This window comes from Pontibacter arcticus, from assembly GCF_003284895.1.
Taxonomy (GTDB): domain Bacteria; phylum Bacteroidota; class Bacteroidia; order Cytophagales; family Hymenobacteraceae; genus Pontibacter; species Pontibacter arcticus.
Window position 1 is genome coordinate 328,647 of record NZ_QMDV01000003.1, and the last position, 18,967, is coordinate 347,613.

The following is an 18,967-nucleotide window of genomic DNA, read 5'->3' on the forward strand; positions in this document are numbered from 1 at the left end:
ACTTCAGGAAAATTAAGAAAACGATTTAAAGTGGAGTAGCTGATATTCGTGTTTGAAATTTAACAAATCCATACTTCAACTACTATTAGTTGCCGGAAATAAATACATTGTATATAATTTAAACCTACAGGATTATCTTCAGTCTACAGATACAACTAAACTACTCCTTAAAACAATACATGAAACTAAACACTAAAACCACAGGCAGGCGCATGGCTTCTTCCTTGCTGTGCTTCTTGCTACTTGGCGGCGCACCGCAGGCAATAGCCCAAAAGGTACAGGATACCAACATCGGGTACCAGTCGCCGCCAAAAGTAATGGCCGATATTATTGAAGCCCCGGCTACGCCAGCGGTAAGTATAAATTCGAAAGGCGATTGGATGTTGCTGCTCGAAAGTGCCGGTTACCCGGGTATTGATGAAGTATCCGCACCGGAAAGCCGGTTGGCTGGTATTCGTATAAATCCGGCAACCAATGGCCAGAGCCGTGGCAACTACTACAATAACATCAAGCTAAAGCAGGTAAACGGTGGCCAGGAATTTGCGATTGCAGGCATGCCCCAGCAGGCAAAAATTTCTTACGTAACCTGGTCTCCTGACGAAAAATATGTTGCCTTTACTAATACCAAAGCCAATGGCATAGAGCTGTGGGTAGCAAGTATGGCCGACCGGAAAGCAACTAAACTAACCGATGCGGTTATAAATGATGCGTACTCCGGCAGCCCATTCGATTGGTTATCGGATAGCAAAGCCATGATTGTGAAGTTTGTGGATGAAAAGCGTGGCGAAATGCCAAAAGCCAGCACCACACCCGCCGGACCAACCATCCAGCAGAACATCGGCAAAACCAACCCGGCACGTACCTACCAGGATCTGCTGAAGAACCGTTCCGACGAAGCACTGTTCGATTTCTACATGCAGACCCAACTGAAACTGGTAAGTATAGATGGTACGCAGCAGAACGTGGGGCAGGCAGGTATTATCAAGAGTGTAGATGTATCGCCGGACGGACAGTATTTGCTGGTGCAGGCCCTGCAGAAACCGTACTCGTACCTGGTGCCGCATTACAACTTCCCGTATACCGTGCAGGTATGGGACAGAACCGGTAAAATGGTAAAGCAATTGGCCCAATTACCACTTGCCGAAGATATTCCGATCGCGTTTGATGCCGTAGCCAAAGGCCCGCGCAGCTACAACTGGCGCCCCGATAAAGCTGCAAGTCTGTACTGGGCTGAAGCGCAGGATGGAGGCGATGCCAACAAAGCCGTAGCCGAACGCGACCATGTTTATACTTTGGATGCTCCTTTCGCTGCAAAACCTACGAAGCTGGCAGGCACTAAGTACCGTTATGGCGGCATGCAGTGGGGAGATGGCATCGCTATTTTAAACGAGCGCTGGTGGAAAACCCGTACCGAACGTCGTTCACTGATCGATACGAGCAAGCCAAACAAAGCGGCTGTTCTATTGGTAGAGCGTTCTTCGGAGGATGGCTACAACGACCCAGGAAGCCCGGTGTTCACCAAAAACAAGTATGGCCGTAATGTGCTGTTAACCGATAAAAAAGGCCAGCATATGTACATGATCTCTGAAGGCGGCTCGCCGGAAGGCAACCGTCCGTACCTGAGCCAGGTGAACCTTAAAAACAAGAAAACAGATATCCTCTGGCGATCAGAAGCGCCTTATTACGAGCGCCCCGTAGATATCATCGACCTGGATAAAAAGCAGATCATCACCAGAAGAGAATCTGAGAACGACCCGCCAAACTACTTCCTCCGCGACCTGAACAAAAAGCAGCTGACGCAGGTAACCAAATTCCCGCATCCGGCTCCGCAACTGGAAGGCGTGCAAAAGGAAATGCTGCAGTATAAGCGTGCCGATGGCGTGAACCTGACAGCTGTTTTATACTTGCCGAAAGAGTTTAAGAAAGGCGATGCACCGCTGCCGATGCTGCTGTGGGCGTACCCGCGCGAGTTTAAAAATGCCGCCGCCGCCGGACAGGTAAAAAGCTCACCTTACGAGTTTACGCGTATTAACTCTGGTTCGCCGTTGTTCTGGGTAACGCAGGGCTATGCCGTACTCGACAGAACCGATATGCCTATTGTTGGGGAAGGCGATGCCCAGCCAAACGATACCTACAACGAGCAATTAGTTGCCAGCGCCAAAGCCGCCATCGATAAAGTGGTAAGTATGGGCGTAGTGGATGCAAAGCGCGTAGCGGTAGGAGGGCACTCGTACGGTGCGTTCATGACGGCAAATCTGCTGGCGCATTCTAACCTGTTTGCAGCCGGCATTGCCCGAAGTGGCGCTTACAACCGGACGTTAACCCCGTTTGGTTTTCAGCAGGAAGAGCGTACGTACTGGGAAGCCCCGGAAGTATACAACAGCATGTCGCCTTTCTCCAGCGCAAACAAGATCAAAACGCCGATTCTGCTGATACACGGTGAGGCTGATAACAACTCCGGCACGTTCCCGATCCAGAGCGAGCGTTTTTACAATGCGTTAAAAGGCCATGGTGCTACTACTCGCCTGGTTTTTTTACCTGCCGAATCGCATGGTTACAGAGCCAAAGAGTCTATCAACCACATGCTGTGGGAGATGAATAACTGGCTCGAAACGTACGTGAAAAACCGCCCGGTACAGTAAATATTTCTTCGGAGACAAAGTATAAAAAAAGCCGCAGCCATCGTGTCTGCGGCTTTTTTTATACTTTAAAATGTGCTTAAATTTCTTTTTTTGGATATACTTATTAATTCGGTAAATTCAATCCCGCTAATGCTGTAAACTCATGAAAAAATTAAAACGACTTACTTATTCGGCCATACTGGCTGCCTTCCTGCTAACTGGGTGTAACTCGTCGACCAATAATGCAACAGACACCACCACTGCCTCCGACGAAACCATAGGGCAGGGGATTGATGTGGCTAATATTGATACGACTGTAAACCCATGCGACGACTTCTATATGTACGCAAATGGTGGGTGGCTGAAGAATAACCCAATCCCGGCTGCTGAAAGTGCGTGGGGCTCTTTTAACGAACTGGCCGAGCGTAACAATGCCGTATTGCGCGAACTGCTGATGGAAGCGGCATCTAACGGTACAGCAGCCAAAGGTTCGGCTGCCCAACTGGTTGGCGATTTTTATGCGGCGGGGATGGATTCCGTAGCTGTTAACAAGGCTGGTATGGAACCGATCAAGCCGGAACTTGACAGAATTGCAGCTGTTGCCAGTACAAACGACTTAATGAAAGCCGTTGCTGAGCTGAAAACAAAAGGCGTTGGCGGGTTTTTTGGCATGTATATTTCGCAGGATGATAAAATAAGCACCCAGTATGCACTTTACCTGTCGCAGGGCGGACTTGGCTTGCCTGACCGGGATTATTACCTGAAAAACGACGAACGCTCTAAAACCATCCGAGCCGAGTATCAAAAACATTTGCAGCGCATGTTCCAGCTAATCGGGAATGACGCCGCAACTGCCGGCAAAAAAGCGCAGGCTGTACTGGCCATCGAAACAAAGCTGGCGAAAGCATCCAAAACGCGTGTAGAACTCCGCGATTCGCAGGCAAACTATAACAAAGTTACCGCACAGGCTTTTGCAGCGCAGTATCCGAACCTGAACGCAACCCAACTGTTGAGCGGCATAGGAGCACAGGGTGCAAAAGATATGATCGTTGGGCAGCCAGCTTTCTTTAAGGAACTGAACGCCATGCTGAAAAGCACTTCGCTGGATGACCTGAAAACCTATACACAGTGGCACATTGCGCGCTCTGCCGCCCCATACTTAAGCCAGAACTTTGTAGAAGAAAATTTCAGCTTTTATGGCAAGGTACTGAACGGGTCTAAAGAAATGCAGCCGCGCTGGAAACGTGTATTATATGCAACAGATGGTGCGGTTGGCGAATCGTTGGGGCAGTTGTATGTGCAGAAAACCTTCTCGCCGGAAGCAAAGGAAAAGGCACTGGAGATGGTGAAAAACCTGCAGGAGTCGTTTAAGGAACACGTACGCGACCTGGATTGGATGAGCGACGAGACCAAGAAACGTGCCCTCGAAAAGCTGGATGCTTTTGCCGTAAAAATCGGTTACCCGGATAAATGGAAAACCTACAAAGGCCTGGAAGCTGACCGGAACTCGTATGCAGCCAATGTGTTGCGCGCCAATCAGCATGCTTTTGAAGAAAGTGTAGCTAAACTGGGCAAACCTGTAGACAGAACAGAGTGGTTTATGTCGCCGCCAACAGTTAATGCCTACTACAACCCAAGCATGAACGAGATCGTGTTCCCGGCCGGTATTCTACAGCCTCCTTTCTTTGATCCGAAAGCAGATGATGCGGTAAACTACGGTGGAATGGGCGCAGTGATCGGTCACGAATTAACGCACGGTTTCGATGACCAGGGCGCGCAATACGATTTTGAAGGCAACCTGAAAGACTGGTGGACAAAAGATGACCTGGCTAAATTTACGGAGCGCGCCACTGCCGTTACAAAGCAATATGATGCCTACACGGTACTAGATAACCTGCACGTAAACGGTAAGCTGACCCTCGGCGAAAACATTGCTGACATAGGCGGTCTGAACATTGCGTACACAGCCTTGCAAAAAGCACTTGCCAAGAAAAACCCGGGCGAAATAGCCGGCTATACACCAGAGCAGCGTTTCTTCCTGGCATGGGCACAAATCTGGCGCATCAACATGCGCGACGAATCCCAAAACCAGCAGATCTTAACCGATCCGCACTCGCCGGGCCAGTTCCGTACTAACGGACCACTTGCCAACATGCCACAATTTTACAAAGCATTCGAGTGCAAAGATGGCCAGAAGATGATGCGCACCGAAGCAGAACGCATTAAGATCTGGTAACCCGGAATTTTATACTTTAAAACAGAAAGGCCACTCTTAATGCGGCCTTTCTGTTTTGATAAGGTTTTATACTTTGCTACAGCGCTATTCTTTCACCATCGTAATTTTGTGTGTGACCAGTTCTTTCGGCCATTTGGTGCCGTCTACAGGTTCTTCCGCAATTTTATCTACCACATCCAGGCCTTCCACTACTTCCCCAAAAACGGTATATTCGGTATCAAGGGAAGGTACGCCGCCAAGCGTCTGGTAAAGTTTGGCCTGCGCTGGCGTATACTGTATGCCATGCTGCGCTTCGTAAGCCCGTATTTCTGCTGCTGTGAGCGGCCCGCCCTGTACAATGTAAAAGTTATGCGACGATGATTCTTTATCAGGATTGCGTTCGTCGCCGTAGCGGGCCATGGCCAGCGCTCCTTTTTTGTGAATGTACCTGCGGTTAAACTCCTGCGGTATTTTATACGAGCCCTGTTTCATTTTACGGTTATCCGAGTCGCCGCCCTGTACAGCAAAGCCTTTCACGACGCGGTAAAATTCTCCTTCGTTGTAAAATCCGGCTTTGGTAAGCCTTACAAAATTTGCGCGGTGCAGCGGTGTATCTTTGTACAAACGCACTTTTATATCGCCGTGGCGCGTACTGATAACGGCCAGACTATCCGGGTGCTGCTTGGCGTAAGCCGTTAAAACATCGACAGCTGTTTCGGTGGTGAGCGGTTCTAAAGCAGGCACTTCCGCAATTACTTCTTTATGCCTGTCGTTGCTGTCCTGTTGGTTGCAGAAACTTAAAAGTAGCATACAAAGCAGGCATGCAGTATAAGTTAAAAGGTTCTTTTTCATATTTGAGTGCGTGAGTGACATCCTAAATGCCTGCAATCAAAAATTTATGCTTGCAGGTATACGTTTTAATTGCACAATTTTTTGATTTAAGCTGAAATGGTCAAATGTGCTTTATACGCTGAATTTGGCATGTCATTAATAAAAGCAAGTATAAAATATAAAATAAATGTTTTAACACAGGATAAAGTTGTGTCAAAATTCAAAATTTATTAAATAATTCATCCTGATAAATTAGTATATAAGCAAGATAATCTGTATAATTGAATTAGGTGAGCTTATAACAATAATATCGTTTAAATACAGTTAATACTTTAAACGAAATATACTGTTTCGTACGCCCTATTAAATCAAGTTTAAAGTTAGTTGAATACTAAGGGGCAACCGTCAGGTTGCCTTCTTTTTATTGTACCCGTTTATACTTGCAACGCTTTACACATCACGTAATCATTCATCCAGTAAGGCCCGATCGCGAAATCGTCTTCTTTATAGATACTATAGCCGCAGCGCTCGTAAAACTCCTTAGCTTTGTTGTAGCGGTTCACGTTCAGGCACAGGTCGGATGCGCCTCGTTTTGTAACTTCTTTTTCCACTGCTTCAAGCAATCGTTTGCCAAATCCTTTGCCCTGGCAGGAGGGCAGCAAGTATAGTTTGTTCAGTTTGTAAAGCTGCGCATCCATCTCAGAAAAAGAAGCAAAACCAACAGGAGTTTCCTGCTCATAGAGAAGTATGAATTGCTGTCCCTGCTGCATCTGAGTTGCTAGGGCTTCAGGCGTATAGATCACATCAAACATGTACGCTACCTGCTCTTTGCTGAGGATGCTGCTATAAGTGGCGCTCCAGGTGGCTTCGGCTAATTGTTCAATAACCGGAATATCAGTAGGTGTGGCGAAGCGGATCGTGGTTTCCATAGGTTAATTTTTTGCTGAACATGCAAGTTATAAGCTGTTGCCGTAAAAGCCAATCATCCGTAACTTTCTGCTTTCGTCAGAAGTTATACCTTTGCCAAACGTGCACCTCAAAAACCGAACTATATGAAAGCTATCTATCTTGAAAGTATAAACGCGCCTTTTACCCTCATCGAAAAAGAAAAACCTGTGGCCGGGCCCGGCGAAGCCATCGTTCAGGTAAAAGCTGCCGCCCTGAACCACCGCGACGTCTGGATACAGTACGGTCGTTATTTTACAAAAGAATACCCGGCCATACTTGGTTCGGATGGCGCCGGCATTGTAACCGAAGTAGGCGAAGGTGTGGATAAAAGCTGGATAGGCAAAGAAGTTTTGATAGACCCGTCTACGGATTGGGGCGATAACCCGGGCGCGCACAGCACCAATTATAAAGTATTGGGCATGCCGCAGGACGGCGCTTTTGCAGAATATGTAAAAGTACTGGCCAGCAACCTCCACGAGAAACCTGCGCATCTTAGTTTTGAAGAAGCCGCTGCGCTGCCCCTGGCAGGCGTTACGGCCTGGCGCGCTATGTTTACCAAATGCGGCCTTAAAGCCGGCGAAAAAGTGCTGATAACCGGAGCAGGCGGAGGCGTTGCACTGCTGGCGTTACAGTTTGCCGTAGCAGCCGGTGCCGAAGTATGGGTAACCAGCGGATCAGATGAAAAAATAGAAAAAGCAAAAGAACTGGGCGCTACCGGAGGCATTAATTATAAAACAGAGAACTGGGGCAAAACGCTGAAAAGTATGGCTGGCGGCTTTGATGTAAGTATAGATGGCGCAGCCGGCGAAGGCTTTGTGCAACTGGTTAAACTGGCAAACCCGGCTGGGCGCATCGGTATTTACGGCGGCACTACCGGCATGATCGGGCAGATAAACCCGGCCGAAATTTTCTGGAAACAACTGGCCATACATGGCAGCACGATGGGCACCAACCAGGATTTTGCTGAAATGGTAGCGTTTGTACGGGAGAAAAATGTGAAGCCGGTAGTGGATATCGTATTTCCTTTAGCGGAAACCGAGCAGGCAATGCGCTACATGGAAGCCGGCAAGCAGTTCGGGAAAATTGTAGTGAAGGTGGGCTAGTTTATACTTCCTGATAAAAGTATAAAGTATAAAAAAGGCCGCTGTTTTAAGTAACAGCGGCCTTTTTTATACTTCAGAATCCAGGTTTACTTATTCTCTTCCAGCAGGTTCATCAGGAAAGCGTATTGCAAGGCAGTTTCCTTGTAACGCTCGAAACGGCCGGAAGCACCGCCGTGGCCTGCTACCATGTTGGTGTTTAGTAACAGCATGTTGTTATCGGTCTTCATTTCACGCAGTTTGGCAACCCACTTAGCTGGTTCAAAATACTGTACCTGCGAGTCGTGGAGGCCGGTTGTTACCAGCATGTTCGGGTAGTCTTTTTTCTCCACGTTATCATAAGGCGAGTATGATTTCATGTAATCATAATACTCCTTGTTGGCCGGGTTGCCCCACTCATCAAACTCGCCGGTAGTTAACGGTATGCTGGTGTCCAGCATGGTAGTTACCACATCCACAAACGGTACGGCAGCCAGCACGCCTTTGTAAAGCTCCGGACGCATGTTCACGACAGCACCCATCAGCAAGCCGCCGGCGCTACCGCCCTGCGCAAATAATTTATCCGGGTTGGTATACTTCTGCTCGATCAGGAATTCGGAAACATCAACAAAATCGGTAAAGGTGTTTTTCTTCTTCAGCATTTTTCCGTCTTCGTACCATTGGCGGCCCATTTCCTGGCCCCCACGGATGTGGGCAATCGCGTAAACAAAGCCTCTGTCCAGCAAGCTAAGGCGCACCGAACTGAATCCCGGGTTTGTATTGCTGCCATAAGAGCCGTAAGCGTACTGCAGGGTAGGGTTGTTGCCATCCAGCTTCAGGCCTTTGCGGTATACTAAAGAAACCGGTATTTTGGTGCCATCATCGGCAGTGGCATAAATGCGTTTGGCTTCGTAATTCTCCGGGTTAAAATCACCCACAACTTCCTGGCGCTTCTTCAGCTCGCGCTGTTTGGTGGCCATGTTATAATCGTAGGTAGAGGCCGGCGTAGTTAGCGAGCTGTAGTCGAAGCGCAGTACCTGTGTATCAAAATCAGGGTTGATGCTGATGCCGGCCGTGTAGGCTTCATCCTCAAAGGAGATGTAATGGTCTGCTTTCGGGTCGTTCCATTTTTTAACGCGGATCTGCGTCAGGCCGTTTTTGCGTTCCTGCAGCGTTAAGTAATCCTTGAATATCTCGATGCCTTCCAGCAAGACATCTTCGCGGTGCGCAATTACATCTTTCCAGTTAGCTTTACCGGTTTTGGTAACAGGCGTTTGCATCAGCTTAAAGTTAGTGGCGCCATCTTTATTGGTAACGATGTAAAACTTATCGCCGAAATGATCTACGCTATACTCCAGGCCACGCTCACGGGGCTGCAACACTTTAAACGTGCCGTTTGGTGTGTTGGCATCCAGGAAACGGTACTCATTCGAAACAGTAGAGTTAGAACCGATGATGATGTACTTGTCTGATTTGGTTTTGTACACGAACGTGCTGAATGTTTCGTCTGCCTCGTGGTATACTTCTTTATCCTGGCTGGTTGGGGTGCCGAGCGTGTGCTTGTATATTTTGAAAGAACGCAGGGCAGGGTCTTTCATGGTATAGTATACCGTTTTGTTATCGTTTGCCCAAACGGCGCTTCCTGTTGTGTTCGGGATCTCGTCCTGCAGCAGGTTACCTGTGCGCAGATCCTTAAAACGGATGGTGTACTTGCGGCGGCTCACGGTATCTTCTCCAAAAGCAACCAGTTGGTTATTCGGGCTCACGTTCATGCCGGCAGCTGCATAATACTGTTTGCCTGCGGCACGCTCGTTCGCGTTAACCATAATCTCTTCAGAAGCCGTTAAAGTGCCTTTTTTACGGGCATAGATCGGGTATTCCTTGGCAGCTTCGAACCGGGTATAATACCAGTAACCATCCTCTTTGTAAGGCAACGATTCATCGTTTTGTTTGATACGGCCAACTATTTCATCGAACAGCTTTTTCTGTAAGCCTTCGGTGTGGCCCAGCATCTGCTGTGTATAAGCGTTCTCCGCGTTCAGGTAAGCAATTACTTCCGGGTTTTCGCGCTCGTTCAGCCAGTAATAATTATCGATGCGGGTATCGCCGTGTGCTGTTAGCTCTTTTGGTATTTTTTTAGCAACCGGCGGTTGTGGGGTTGTGCTTGTTTCGGGGGCTGTAGACGTTTGTTCGGTTGTAGCCGTAGCAGTGGTCGTATCTGATGTTTTGCAGCCGGTAGCTGCCAGAAGGCAAGCCGATAATAAAGTTACCGTGCTTTTTAACCTTGGTTTCGATTTTTCCATAGTTATTCTGATTAGTTGAAGCAAGCCGCTGTTCTTAAAAAATTATACTTGCAAATCTGCTCAATTTAAGCAAAAACCTACATAAATAAAATTTAAGTATAACTGTATGCATGCAGCGTAATTTTTACTAATTTGCTACAACCAAACAAACAAACACAATGGCTACACAACAAGAATTTGACAGTGCAGTAGAGCGCTCTAAAACATTAACGGAACGCCCAAGCAATGATATCCTTTTACAACTGTACGCACTTTTTAAGCAGGCGACAGAAGGAAACGTAAACACAGACCGCCCGGGCGGCTTCGACTTTAAGAACATTGCCAAGTGGGATGCCTGGAAAAAGTTGCAGGATAAGTCTCAGGATGAAGCAAGAGAAGAATATGTAAGTTTAGTGAACAAGCTGGCAGGCAACTAAGAGCTACGTACCGGATTTCTAAAGTATAAAATGCCGCTAATACCCATTTCAGGGTGTTAGCGGCATTTTTGTTTAAACAAGGATATAAATTAGGGTAATGAGGTTATAACATTGGTTTACAAGGTGTTATGGGTAATATTGGGTATTAATATTATAATATCAACTTATGTTTTTACATTATTGAGTCGTAAAAATCTTTTTCTGATTTTCCGGAAAAGGTGTTACGACACGAACCTATTTCTTACTTAAAACACTGTAAAACATGAAAAAAAATTACCCGCTCAGGGTGCTGGTCCTGTTGTTATGGCTGGTACCTATGGCTGTGTTTGGTCAGGTTACCGTTAGCGGTACCGTAAATGATGCCAGCTCCGGAGATGCTTTACCGGGTGTTAGTGTGGTAGTAACCGGCACTACCCTTGGTACCTCCACAGATGCACAGGGCCGCTACCAGCTCCAGATCCCGACAAGTACAGGCAGACTTCAGTTCTCATACCTGGGCTATGTAAACCAAACAGCAGATTTTAACGCTTCTACCACAACGCTTAATATTAAACTACAGGCAAGCACCACCAGCCTCGAAGAAGTAGTGGTAACAGGTCTGGCCACTTCCGTAAAACGATCTAACGCTGCCAACGCCGTTGCTTCCATCAGTACAAAAGAACTGGTAGGCACCACCAACCCGCAAACCATCGATGGGGCTATCAGCGGTAAAGTGATCGGGGCCAATATTGTAAACAACTCGGGTGCGCCGGGCGGTGGTATTTCTGTTAAGATGCGCGGTATCACTTCCATTTTCGGGAGCGCGGAGCCATTGTATGTGATTGATGGGGTGATTATGGATAACTCCTCTATTTCGTCTGGTCTGAACGCGGTAACTGCTGCAGCATCGGGTGGCAATACTTCGTCCCAGGATAATGCCTCGAACCGTATTGCCGACCTGAACCCGGATGATATCGCAAGTATGGAGTTCCTGAAAGGAGCTTCTGCAGCGGCTATTTACGGCTCTTTGGCTGCTGCCGGGGTGGTCGTGATCACCACAAAACGTGGTGCTGCTGGCAAAACAGAGATCAATTTCTCGCAGGATATCGGGATGGCCAAAGTATCGAATTTGCTGGGTGTGCGCGAATTTACAGAAGACCGGGTGCGCTCTACGTATGGCGAAGAACTGGTGCCCGTTTTTATAGCTGCCCGCAACGCCGGCAAACTATACGATTACGAAAAAGAGTTGTACAACAACACCGGCATGATCTATACCACCCGCCTGAACGTGAGTGGTGGTAACGAGAAAACTCGCTTCTTTGTAGGGGGCTTGCTGCAGGATGAAGAAGGGATTGTTAAAACGACCGGCTACGAAAAAAAATCAATTCGCTTTAACATCGACCATACGATCTCCAAGCTTTTTGATTTTAGTCTGAGCTCTAACTTTATCAATTCGTCCTCAGACCGCGGCCTGACCAACAATGACAACGCCGGTGTTTCTTTTGGCGTGGCGCTTACCTCAACGCCGGGCTTTGCTGACCTGTTTCCGGATGAAAATGGCATTTACCCACGTAACCCGTTCGGTGCATCCAACTTCTTGCAAACCCGCGACCTGATGACGAATAATGAACTGACGAACCGCTTTATAGGGGGCTTAACCCTGAACAGTTACCTGCAGGAGTCGGAGGGCTCATCCACCAAGCTTGTTATCAGAGCAGGCCTCGATTTCTTCAACCTGAAAACATTAGCCATTTTCCCGGGTGTGCTGCAGTTCCAGTCGAATAACAATGGTACAAACGGTGTATCCATCCAAGGGAACAACTACAACCTGAATACCAACTATGCGGCTTTCCTGGTAAACAACCTGAACCTGTCTGATAATACGGTAACGTTTACAACTACGGTAGGGGCAACCAGCGAAAACTTTAACCAGGACCTTGCCCTGAATGTGGCGACGCAACTAGTAGAAAACCAGACAAACCTGAACCAGGCCGGTGCAGTAAGCGCTTCCCAGACACGTATTATAGAGCGTAACAAGGGCTTGTTCTTCCAGGAGGAAGTAAACTACAAAGACCGCATCATTGCCACAGCCGGTCTGCGCCTGGATAAATCGTCTAACAACTCGGAGGTAAACAAATTCAATGCCTTTCCTAAATTCTCGCTGGCTGTTAACGTAGCTAACTTTGATTTCTGGCAACTGGATGCTGTCAGTAGCTTTAAGCTGCGTGCTGCCTACGGCGAAGCCGGTGGGTTCCCGCCGTTCGGAGCCAAGTATACTTCATTTCCGCTGTCAAATATCGGAGGCAACACAGGTATCCTGATCGGAGCCAGAAGAGGTAACCCGGACATACAGCAGGAACGCCAGAAAGAACTGGAAGCTGGTGTGGATATCGGGTTTTTCAACAACAAGATACTCCTGGAAGCAACCGTTTACAACAAGCAGGTTGAAGACCTTATTCTGTTTCAGAACACGCAATCTTCTTCTGGGTTTACCACGCGTGTAGTTAACGGAGGAGAGCTGCGCAACAAAGGACTGGAATTGGGCTTAAGCACGGTGCCAGTAGAAACGGCCGGTCTGAAATGGGATTCTAAAACAAGCTTCTGGCTGAACCGCTCCGAAATTACTGACCTGACCATTGATCCGTTTGCCTTGGGCGCGTTCGGCAACGGGTACGGTACGTTCTTTATCGAAGAAGGAAAATCTGCCACCCAGATTGTAGGCTCCAATGCCGATGGCGAGGTTGTAAAAATGGGAGATGCCACTCCGGACTTCCAGATGAATTTCCAGAACTTCTTTACCATCAAACAAAACCTGACATTCTCGTTTTTGCTGCACTGGAAAAAAGGCGGCCAGAACGTAAACCTGACACAATTGCTGTTTGATGCCAGCGGTACTTCTGCAGACTACGACGGAGACGACGATGGAGATGGCGTGATTAATGGACAGGACAGACTAGGTTCGGGCACTGCGGAAACATGGGTACAGGATGCCGGCTACCTGCGCCTGCGCGAAATCGGTATTTACTATTCTATTCCTAAAACAGCGCTTAGCTCCGTTTTCAAAAACCTGGTTCAGAATGTACGTATTGGCGCTTCGGCTAACAACCTGTTCGTTATTTCTGATTATGCTGGCTACGATCCGGAAGTATCGAACTTTGGCGGCAACGGCTTGTCTACGGGCGTGGATGTAACGCCGTTCCCGGCCTCCAAGCGTTATTTCTTCCATTTATCCTTTGGCTTTTAATTCTACTACTCCTCATGAGAAAATATAACAGAACCATCAGAAACCTAGTATGCCTGCTGGCGTTAAGCTTTGCTTTGCCTGCCTGCGAAATAGACGACATACCAGACCCGAACAGCGCTACGCTTGAAGATATTATGAACCAGCCAACCGTCGGGAAACTAAACAACCTGGTGGTAGGCTCTGAATCTGCGATGCGCAATAACCTGGGTAATTATTACGATGCGGTTAGTGTGATCGGGCGCGAAATTTACCGCTTGTCCGGTTCCGACCCACGCTTTACCACCGACTTGTTAGGTTTCCAGGAATCGCGCCTGGACCCGAACGTATTCTATATTACCAACCCGTGGAGTGCCCGCTATAGTGTTATTAAAAACCTGAATGTACTGATCGAAGTGCTTGAAAAAAGTGACCTGGTAAGTTCAGGTAAACTAACCGAAGCACAACGCAATGGCTACCTCGGTTTTGCTAAAACCATACAGGCTCATCAGCTGCTGCTTAACCTGAATATGACCCATGAAAACGGCATCCGCATCGATGTAAAAAATCCGGATAACCTGGGGCCGGTAGTTGGCCGTGCGCAATCCCTGACTACCATAGCTGGACTGTTGAATGAGGCGGACGGGCATCTGCGTAATGCCGGCGAAACCTTTTTGTTCCCGCTGTCGAGTGGCTATAACGGTTTTAACACACCGGCTACTTTCCTGGAGTTTAACAGAGGCCTTGCTGCACGTATAGCTGTGTACAGAGAAAACTGGAATGAAGCGCTAAGTTACCTGGATGATTCTTTTCTGGACCTGGCAGGCAATCTGAATACGGGCGTGTACCATGTTTTTGGAACCGGATCCGGCGACCAGCTTAACCCTGTTTTCTTTCCGCAGAATGCAGGCGGCGAAGTACGTCTGGCACACCCAAGCTACATTACTGGTACAGTTGCTTCCGATGATCGCCTTCAGAAAGTATCGAGACGTACATCTGCTGGTTCGCAGAATGGCTTGAGCAGCGAGTACGATGTGTTTGTGTATAAAACCAATACGGCACCTGTTCCGGTTATCCGGAACGAAGAGCTTATTTTAATTTATGCGGAGGCCAGCATACAAAACGGGGCGTTGCCACAAGCGGTTACAGCGCTAAACCGAATCCGTATAAGCCATGGACTTACCGCTTATACCGGACCAGTAACACGTCCTGCTTTGATAGATGAGATGTTGTACCAGCGCCGTTACTCTTTATACTTTGAAGGGCACCGCTGGATAGATATGCGCCGCTACAACAGACTAAACCAACTGCCGATCGACAGGCCAGCCGATGATGTCTGGACGCAGTTCCCGATTCCGTTCTCGGAAGGAGCTTAAGTTTTAAAGTATGATCTCCATCAAAAAAGGCGCTGTGAAGCGCCTTTTTTAGTTTCTTTTTTCTTTCCAGAAATGGCCGCAGTTGTAGCATTTATACTTCCGGCTAAAGAAGGGCAACGGAAAACCAAGCAACAGGTAACTCAGCGAAAAAACCGTTTTGTTATACTTTTCTTCGGCTACGTTATCAGACTCGCACACAGGACAGGTTTTGTTGGGGAGGTGTTCCTGCATCGGCGAAAGTTCCAACTCATCTGTTAATACAAACTCGCTAGTGCCGCCCTGTATATGGCCCAGAATTGCTTTGGCTTCCTCAGCATCAGCTTCGGTTACTTTTAGCTTTACGCCACCAACCGCCACCGAATAAAATGGCTGCGCGCCAATAATATGCTCATCCCCCAGGAAACAAAGTATACCTTCAGCCTCCAGCCGCCCTTTTATGATATGGGCTTCGGTTACTTCGTTAAAAGTGGCGATGGTTACAAACTGCTGGTTCATGAGGGGTGGAAGGGGTTACTGCTTTTTTGGTGGCAGGTTAAAGGCTACGGCTTCGTGCTCGAAATGCCCTTTATGTGAACCATCGCAAAATGGTTTGTTTTTAGAAAGACCGCAACGGCAAACAGACACCAGGTCTCTGCCGCCCAGGTCGTACACATTACCGTCTTTATCTACTATTTCGAAATCGCCTTCTATCCGAAGCGAGCCGTTGTTGTTTACTGTAAGTTTTGTAGTTGCCATGTTTTTTGAAAGTCTAATCTAAACAAATATAGGCATTCTTTAGCGTTTATACTTACATGTTATACTATAGGAGAAGATAGGCTTGGTCAGAAGTCTAGAATTAACTTCAGGATTTATACTTTGATTGGTATTTATCCTTTGCTAGCGTTGCTGGTCGCTTTGTTTGATTGAGAAGTTCTTGCTGTGTAGTTGGTTTTTTCGCCTCGCCGGCTAGGCCTCACTTTTCTCCTTGATGAGAAAAGTAAGCAAAAGAATCAAGACAATTCGAAACTCGCTGACGCTCAAACAGCGAATTGTCGAAGGGTGCACCTGGCTAAGGTCTAGTGCTCTTTACAGAAGTATAATTTATAATTCGTTTTGTGAATTGATTTATACTTTGCTGATCGAAGAAAAAACTTTTCCAGTTTTCGCCTTCAGCGCCTTGTGAATTTCCGGTGCGCAGCAGCCGTTTTATAGAGGGCCCCTACCCCCGGCAGGGAATGAACACAGCGCTGAAGGCGAAAACGCGGCCAGCGCGGCCGCCGAGCGCGAAAACCAACTATGCAATAATAGCTTTCCAATTAAGCCGAGAAAGAAACAATGCCAGCAAAGTATAAACCCACACATCCATCACGTCAGCAAAAGTACAAATCAATTCAAACTGGCACTTTGTGCAATGTTGAGCAGTTCATCGCCGGCATCAATATCATGCTGTAATTCCTCGTTCAGGTTTACCATAATGCGGATCGCTTTTAAACCGGGTACGCCCTGCATTTCTTCCAGATCGACAAACTCCACTTCCTGCGCCACATACCCTGCCGACTGCAAGAACTCGATGTAACGCATGTATTCCTGCATTTCTTTCGGCTGCGTGTACACAATAGCAATTTTACCGGGCTGGGTCAGGCGCTCTTCAGTGTCGCGAATGGTGGCTTTATCAATACGTTTTTTGATGATCTCGTAACGGATGTTATTAGCGCCGTCCACATCAAATTTCTTTTCATCCAGCCTGAACCTAATCGAAATCGGATCGCTGTGGGCCAGTATAAGCTGCGTGATTTCGAGCGGCAGTTTCAGGATGGCACGTAATTTTTGGATGCGGCGGGCAATTTCGCAGGTTAGCATCAGTTGCCAGAGGCGCATGTTTTTGAGATACAACGGCTCAAAGGTATTATGCTGTAGCAGCGAAGCACCAATGTAAATGTTATACTCAAACCCATCGGTGCGGTACTTCTCGAAGTAGTGCGGGAAAATCTGCTGCGCTTTCTCTTCCTCTCTGTCCAGGAACGAGGAGATGGTCTCGTTGATCATAAAGAGGCTTTCCTCATATGAGCGGCGCTTGTTGTACACTACTTTGTACGGGTTGTTAATAGCTGCCCGGTATACTTGTATGGCATCTGCGGCCGTCTGGTTGCGTTGCAGGAAATGCGGGAAAAGCGGCTCTACTTCCGTTCTCAGGAAATCAAGTACAACCGATTCCTCGCCCGACGTTAGCTCGTGCATGATGCTCTGCGAGAACTTGTCGATCTTGAAAATAAGCTCATCCAGAATTGTGAGCGGCAAATTGTCTTTGGCAGCAAGTATAACTTCTTTGGCCAGTACCAATTGTTCCAGCAAGTCGCCCTGTATGGCTTTATTTCGTTCTGTAGCCGAGCTTCTAATATCCGAAGAACCGTAAAGCGGGTAAATATCCTTGAACACGATCGGCTCTATTTCCGGGCTGGTATTGCGCTCCATTTTCTCGAGGAGGTTGGTGGCCGCCTGCGTGAAACGCCACTCTACAATCGGATGGATAGCGGTATACTTTTCCTTGATAATGTTCTGAACACTGCTGCGTAATTCCTCGAGGCTACGGTTAAGGGCAAGGGCAAAAAGCGGTAGTATTTCTTTTAACTTGATCGTAGACAACGCATTCAGTTCGCCCGGAATAGGAGAAGCCAGCTCCAGGAAACCAATTATTTTACCTTCGTACTGCAGCGGCGCGATGATCAGGTTACGAATGCCGGCTTCGAGCAAAGCCTGTTCCACGGGGGTAGGCTCCGGCAACACGTTCAGGTTTTCGACCACAATGGTTACGCCCCGCTCTATGATTGGTTCGTAAATAGAGCCTTTCAGGTCGTCCAGTTTCAGGCTGCAATCGTGGGTTAGCACCAGGCCGTTCCATATTTTACGGGCATAAGCCAGGTCAAAATCCTGGAGGGCAGGGCAGGAGGCAATACCCAATTGGATGCCGGGCAAGCCAAAGAGCACACGCAGTTTCTGCTGCAAACTCTGGAAACCTTCCGGTGTGCTCACTGCGTCTTCGTTTAAAAGATCATAGCGCAGTGAGGAGATCGTTTCTTCATTGGTTACATCCGTGAAATCGTAAATAGAGAAGCCGGAAAACTCGAAATTATCGGTTGGCAACTTGTTCATCCACAAATCCAGGTTGTTGTAGCGGTTTATCAGGTAATTGATTTCCTGGGCCGTCAGCTTTTTAAGTTCGCCTTTGGCCTTTACTTCCATAAACTTCAGGTCGATGGTGAGTTTATAATGGCGGTCAAGGGTCGTGAATTTATCTTTGATGGTAAAAATAAAGGGCTCATCAACGGTGAAGTTGGCGTTATAAAACTTATCAAGTATAAGCGTGTAGGCTGATAACGTCTGGCGGAAGAGTAGCGTTTGCAGGTCCAGGTTCAATTTTTCGGTATAATTATCGCCTCCCAGCAGGTGCAGTTCTTCCAGTTTTGGCGTTGAATAAAAGCTCTCGAACTGGAACGGTGCCACCACCGCTTTCAGGTCGTTTTCCCAGAGTGCTCCCGGAAAGATATCTTCCATCAGCAGGTCTACCAGATCAATGTTTTCGTCCAGCACTTTCATATCCGGAATTGGCAGCAGGAGCTCAGGCTTTTCATTTAATTGCGATACCAGTTTTTGCACCCGCGCTTTGTTGTAATTGGGCTCGGTTTTTAACTTTTTTTCCCAAAAGGCAATAAGCGGCGCCAGGCTGAACGTCGTTTTAAAAGGAAAAGTAGTAGCGCTTAGGATAACGGCATTCCTGTTGGTGATGGAAACAACCGACTCGTGGAAGCTGCTTCTGTTATGTACTGTCATGTGATGGCGATTAGAATGCTCCTGCTTAAATTGCGGCAGGTAAACAGATAATTAACTATTTAAACGCAAACAGGCTTTAAAAGATGAAGTATGACTACTAAAGGTTATGTAATTTTAACGCGATTGCTCTATTTTCTTTATTAAAGTATACTTCTTGTAAGTATAAATATAC

The 18,967-nt window shown here is 47.5% G+C and carries 12 protein-coding genes; 6 read left to right on the forward strand and 6 right to left on the reverse strand.

Annotation, left to right across the window (positions count from 1 at the left end; genetic code table 11):
• The first annotated feature begins 179 nt into the window (after positions 1–179).
• Both DP923_RS10985 and DP923_RS10990 read left to right on the forward strand, forming a co-directional pair.
• The gene (locus DP923_RS10985; RefSeq protein ID WP_112305899.1) at positions 180–2,642 is read left to right on the forward strand and encodes an alpha/beta hydrolase family protein; all 2,463 of its coding nucleotides are present in this window, start codon (positions 180–182) and stop codon (positions 2,640–2,642) included.
• A gap of 142 nt (positions 2,643–2,784) precedes the next feature.
• Positions 2,785–4,857, forward strand: coding sequence for a M13 family metallopeptidase (locus tag DP923_RS10990; protein ID WP_112305900.1), 2,073 nt, complete (start codon positions 2,785–2,787; stop codon positions 4,855–4,857).
• An 84-nt stretch (positions 4,858–4,941) separates the two neighbouring features.
• Here DP923_RS10990 and DP923_RS10995 read toward each other — a convergent pair whose 3' ends face one another.
• Complete coding sequence (locus DP923_RS10995; RefSeq protein WP_239021013.1) at positions 4,942–5,688, reverse strand: peptidylprolyl isomerase; 747 nt, start codon at positions 5,686–5,688, stop codon at positions 4,942–4,944.
• A 413-nt stretch (positions 5,689–6,101) separates the two neighbouring features.
• The gene (locus DP923_RS11000) at positions 6,102–6,596 is read right to left on the reverse strand and encodes a GNAT family N-acetyltransferase (RefSeq protein ID WP_112305902.1); all 495 of its coding nucleotides are present in this window, start codon (positions 6,594–6,596) and stop codon (positions 6,102–6,104) included.
• 123 nt (positions 6,597–6,719) lie between these two features.
• On the opposite strand from DP923_RS11000, the gene DP923_RS11005 reads away from it, so the two are divergent.
• Positions 6,720–7,718, forward strand: coding sequence for a zinc-binding dehydrogenase (locus tag DP923_RS11005; protein ID WP_112305903.1), 999 nt, complete (start codon positions 6,720–6,722; stop codon positions 7,716–7,718).
• Positions 7,719–7,804: 86 nt separating this feature from the next.
• Here DP923_RS11005 and DP923_RS11010 read toward each other — a convergent pair whose 3' ends face one another.
• Complete coding sequence (locus DP923_RS11010; protein WP_112305904.1) at positions 7,805–9,997, reverse strand: S9 family peptidase; 2,193 nt, start codon at positions 9,995–9,997, stop codon at positions 7,805–7,807.
• Positions 9,998–10,155: 158 nt separating this feature from the next.
• On the opposite strand from DP923_RS11010, the gene DP923_RS11015 reads away from it, so the two are divergent.
• The 3 genes from DP923_RS11015 (at position 10,156) to DP923_RS11025 (ending at position 14,988) form a co-directional block, all read left to right on the forward strand.
• Positions 10,156–10,413 (forward strand): acyl-CoA-binding protein, encoded by a 258-nt coding sequence (locus DP923_RS11015; RefSeq protein WP_112305905.1) that lies wholly within the window; start codon positions 10,156–10,158, stop codon positions 10,411–10,413.
• 262 nt (positions 10,414–10,675) lie between these two features.
• Entirely contained in the window at positions 10,676–13,636 is a 2,961-nt protein-coding gene (locus DP923_RS11020) for a SusC/RagA family TonB-linked outer membrane protein (RefSeq protein ID WP_112305906.1), read from the forward strand.
• 14 nt (positions 13,637–13,650) lie between these two features.
• Positions 13,651–14,988 carry a RagB/SusD family nutrient uptake outer membrane protein gene (locus DP923_RS11025; protein ID WP_112305907.1) on the forward strand — a complete coding sequence of 446 codons (1,338 nt, stop codon included), beginning with the start codon at positions 13,651–13,653 and terminating at the stop codon, positions 14,986–14,988.
• Positions 14,989–15,036: 48 nt separating this feature from the next.
• Here the strand turns inward: DP923_RS11025 and DP923_RS11030 are convergent, their stop codons facing one another.
• From DP923_RS11030 to DP923_RS11040, 3 genes are all read right to left on the reverse strand, one after another.
• Positions 15,037–15,483, reverse strand: coding sequence for a putative signal transducing protein (locus DP923_RS11030; RefSeq protein ID WP_112305908.1), 447 nt, complete (start codon positions 15,481–15,483; stop codon positions 15,037–15,039).
• A 15-nt stretch (positions 15,484–15,498) separates the two neighbouring features.
• On the reverse strand, positions 15,499–15,723 hold the full coding sequence (locus DP923_RS11035; RefSeq protein ID WP_112305909.1) for a CDGSH iron-sulfur domain-containing protein: 225 nt from the start codon (positions 15,721–15,723) through the stop codon (positions 15,499–15,501).
• Between the two features lie 630 nt (positions 15,724–16,353).
• Positions 16,354–18,795: a GAF domain-containing protein gene (locus DP923_RS11040; RefSeq protein WP_112305910.1), complete on the reverse strand. Its 2,442-nt coding sequence runs from the start codon at positions 18,793–18,795 to the stop codon at positions 16,354–16,356.
• Between the last annotated feature and the right edge of the window lie 172 nt (positions 18,796–18,967).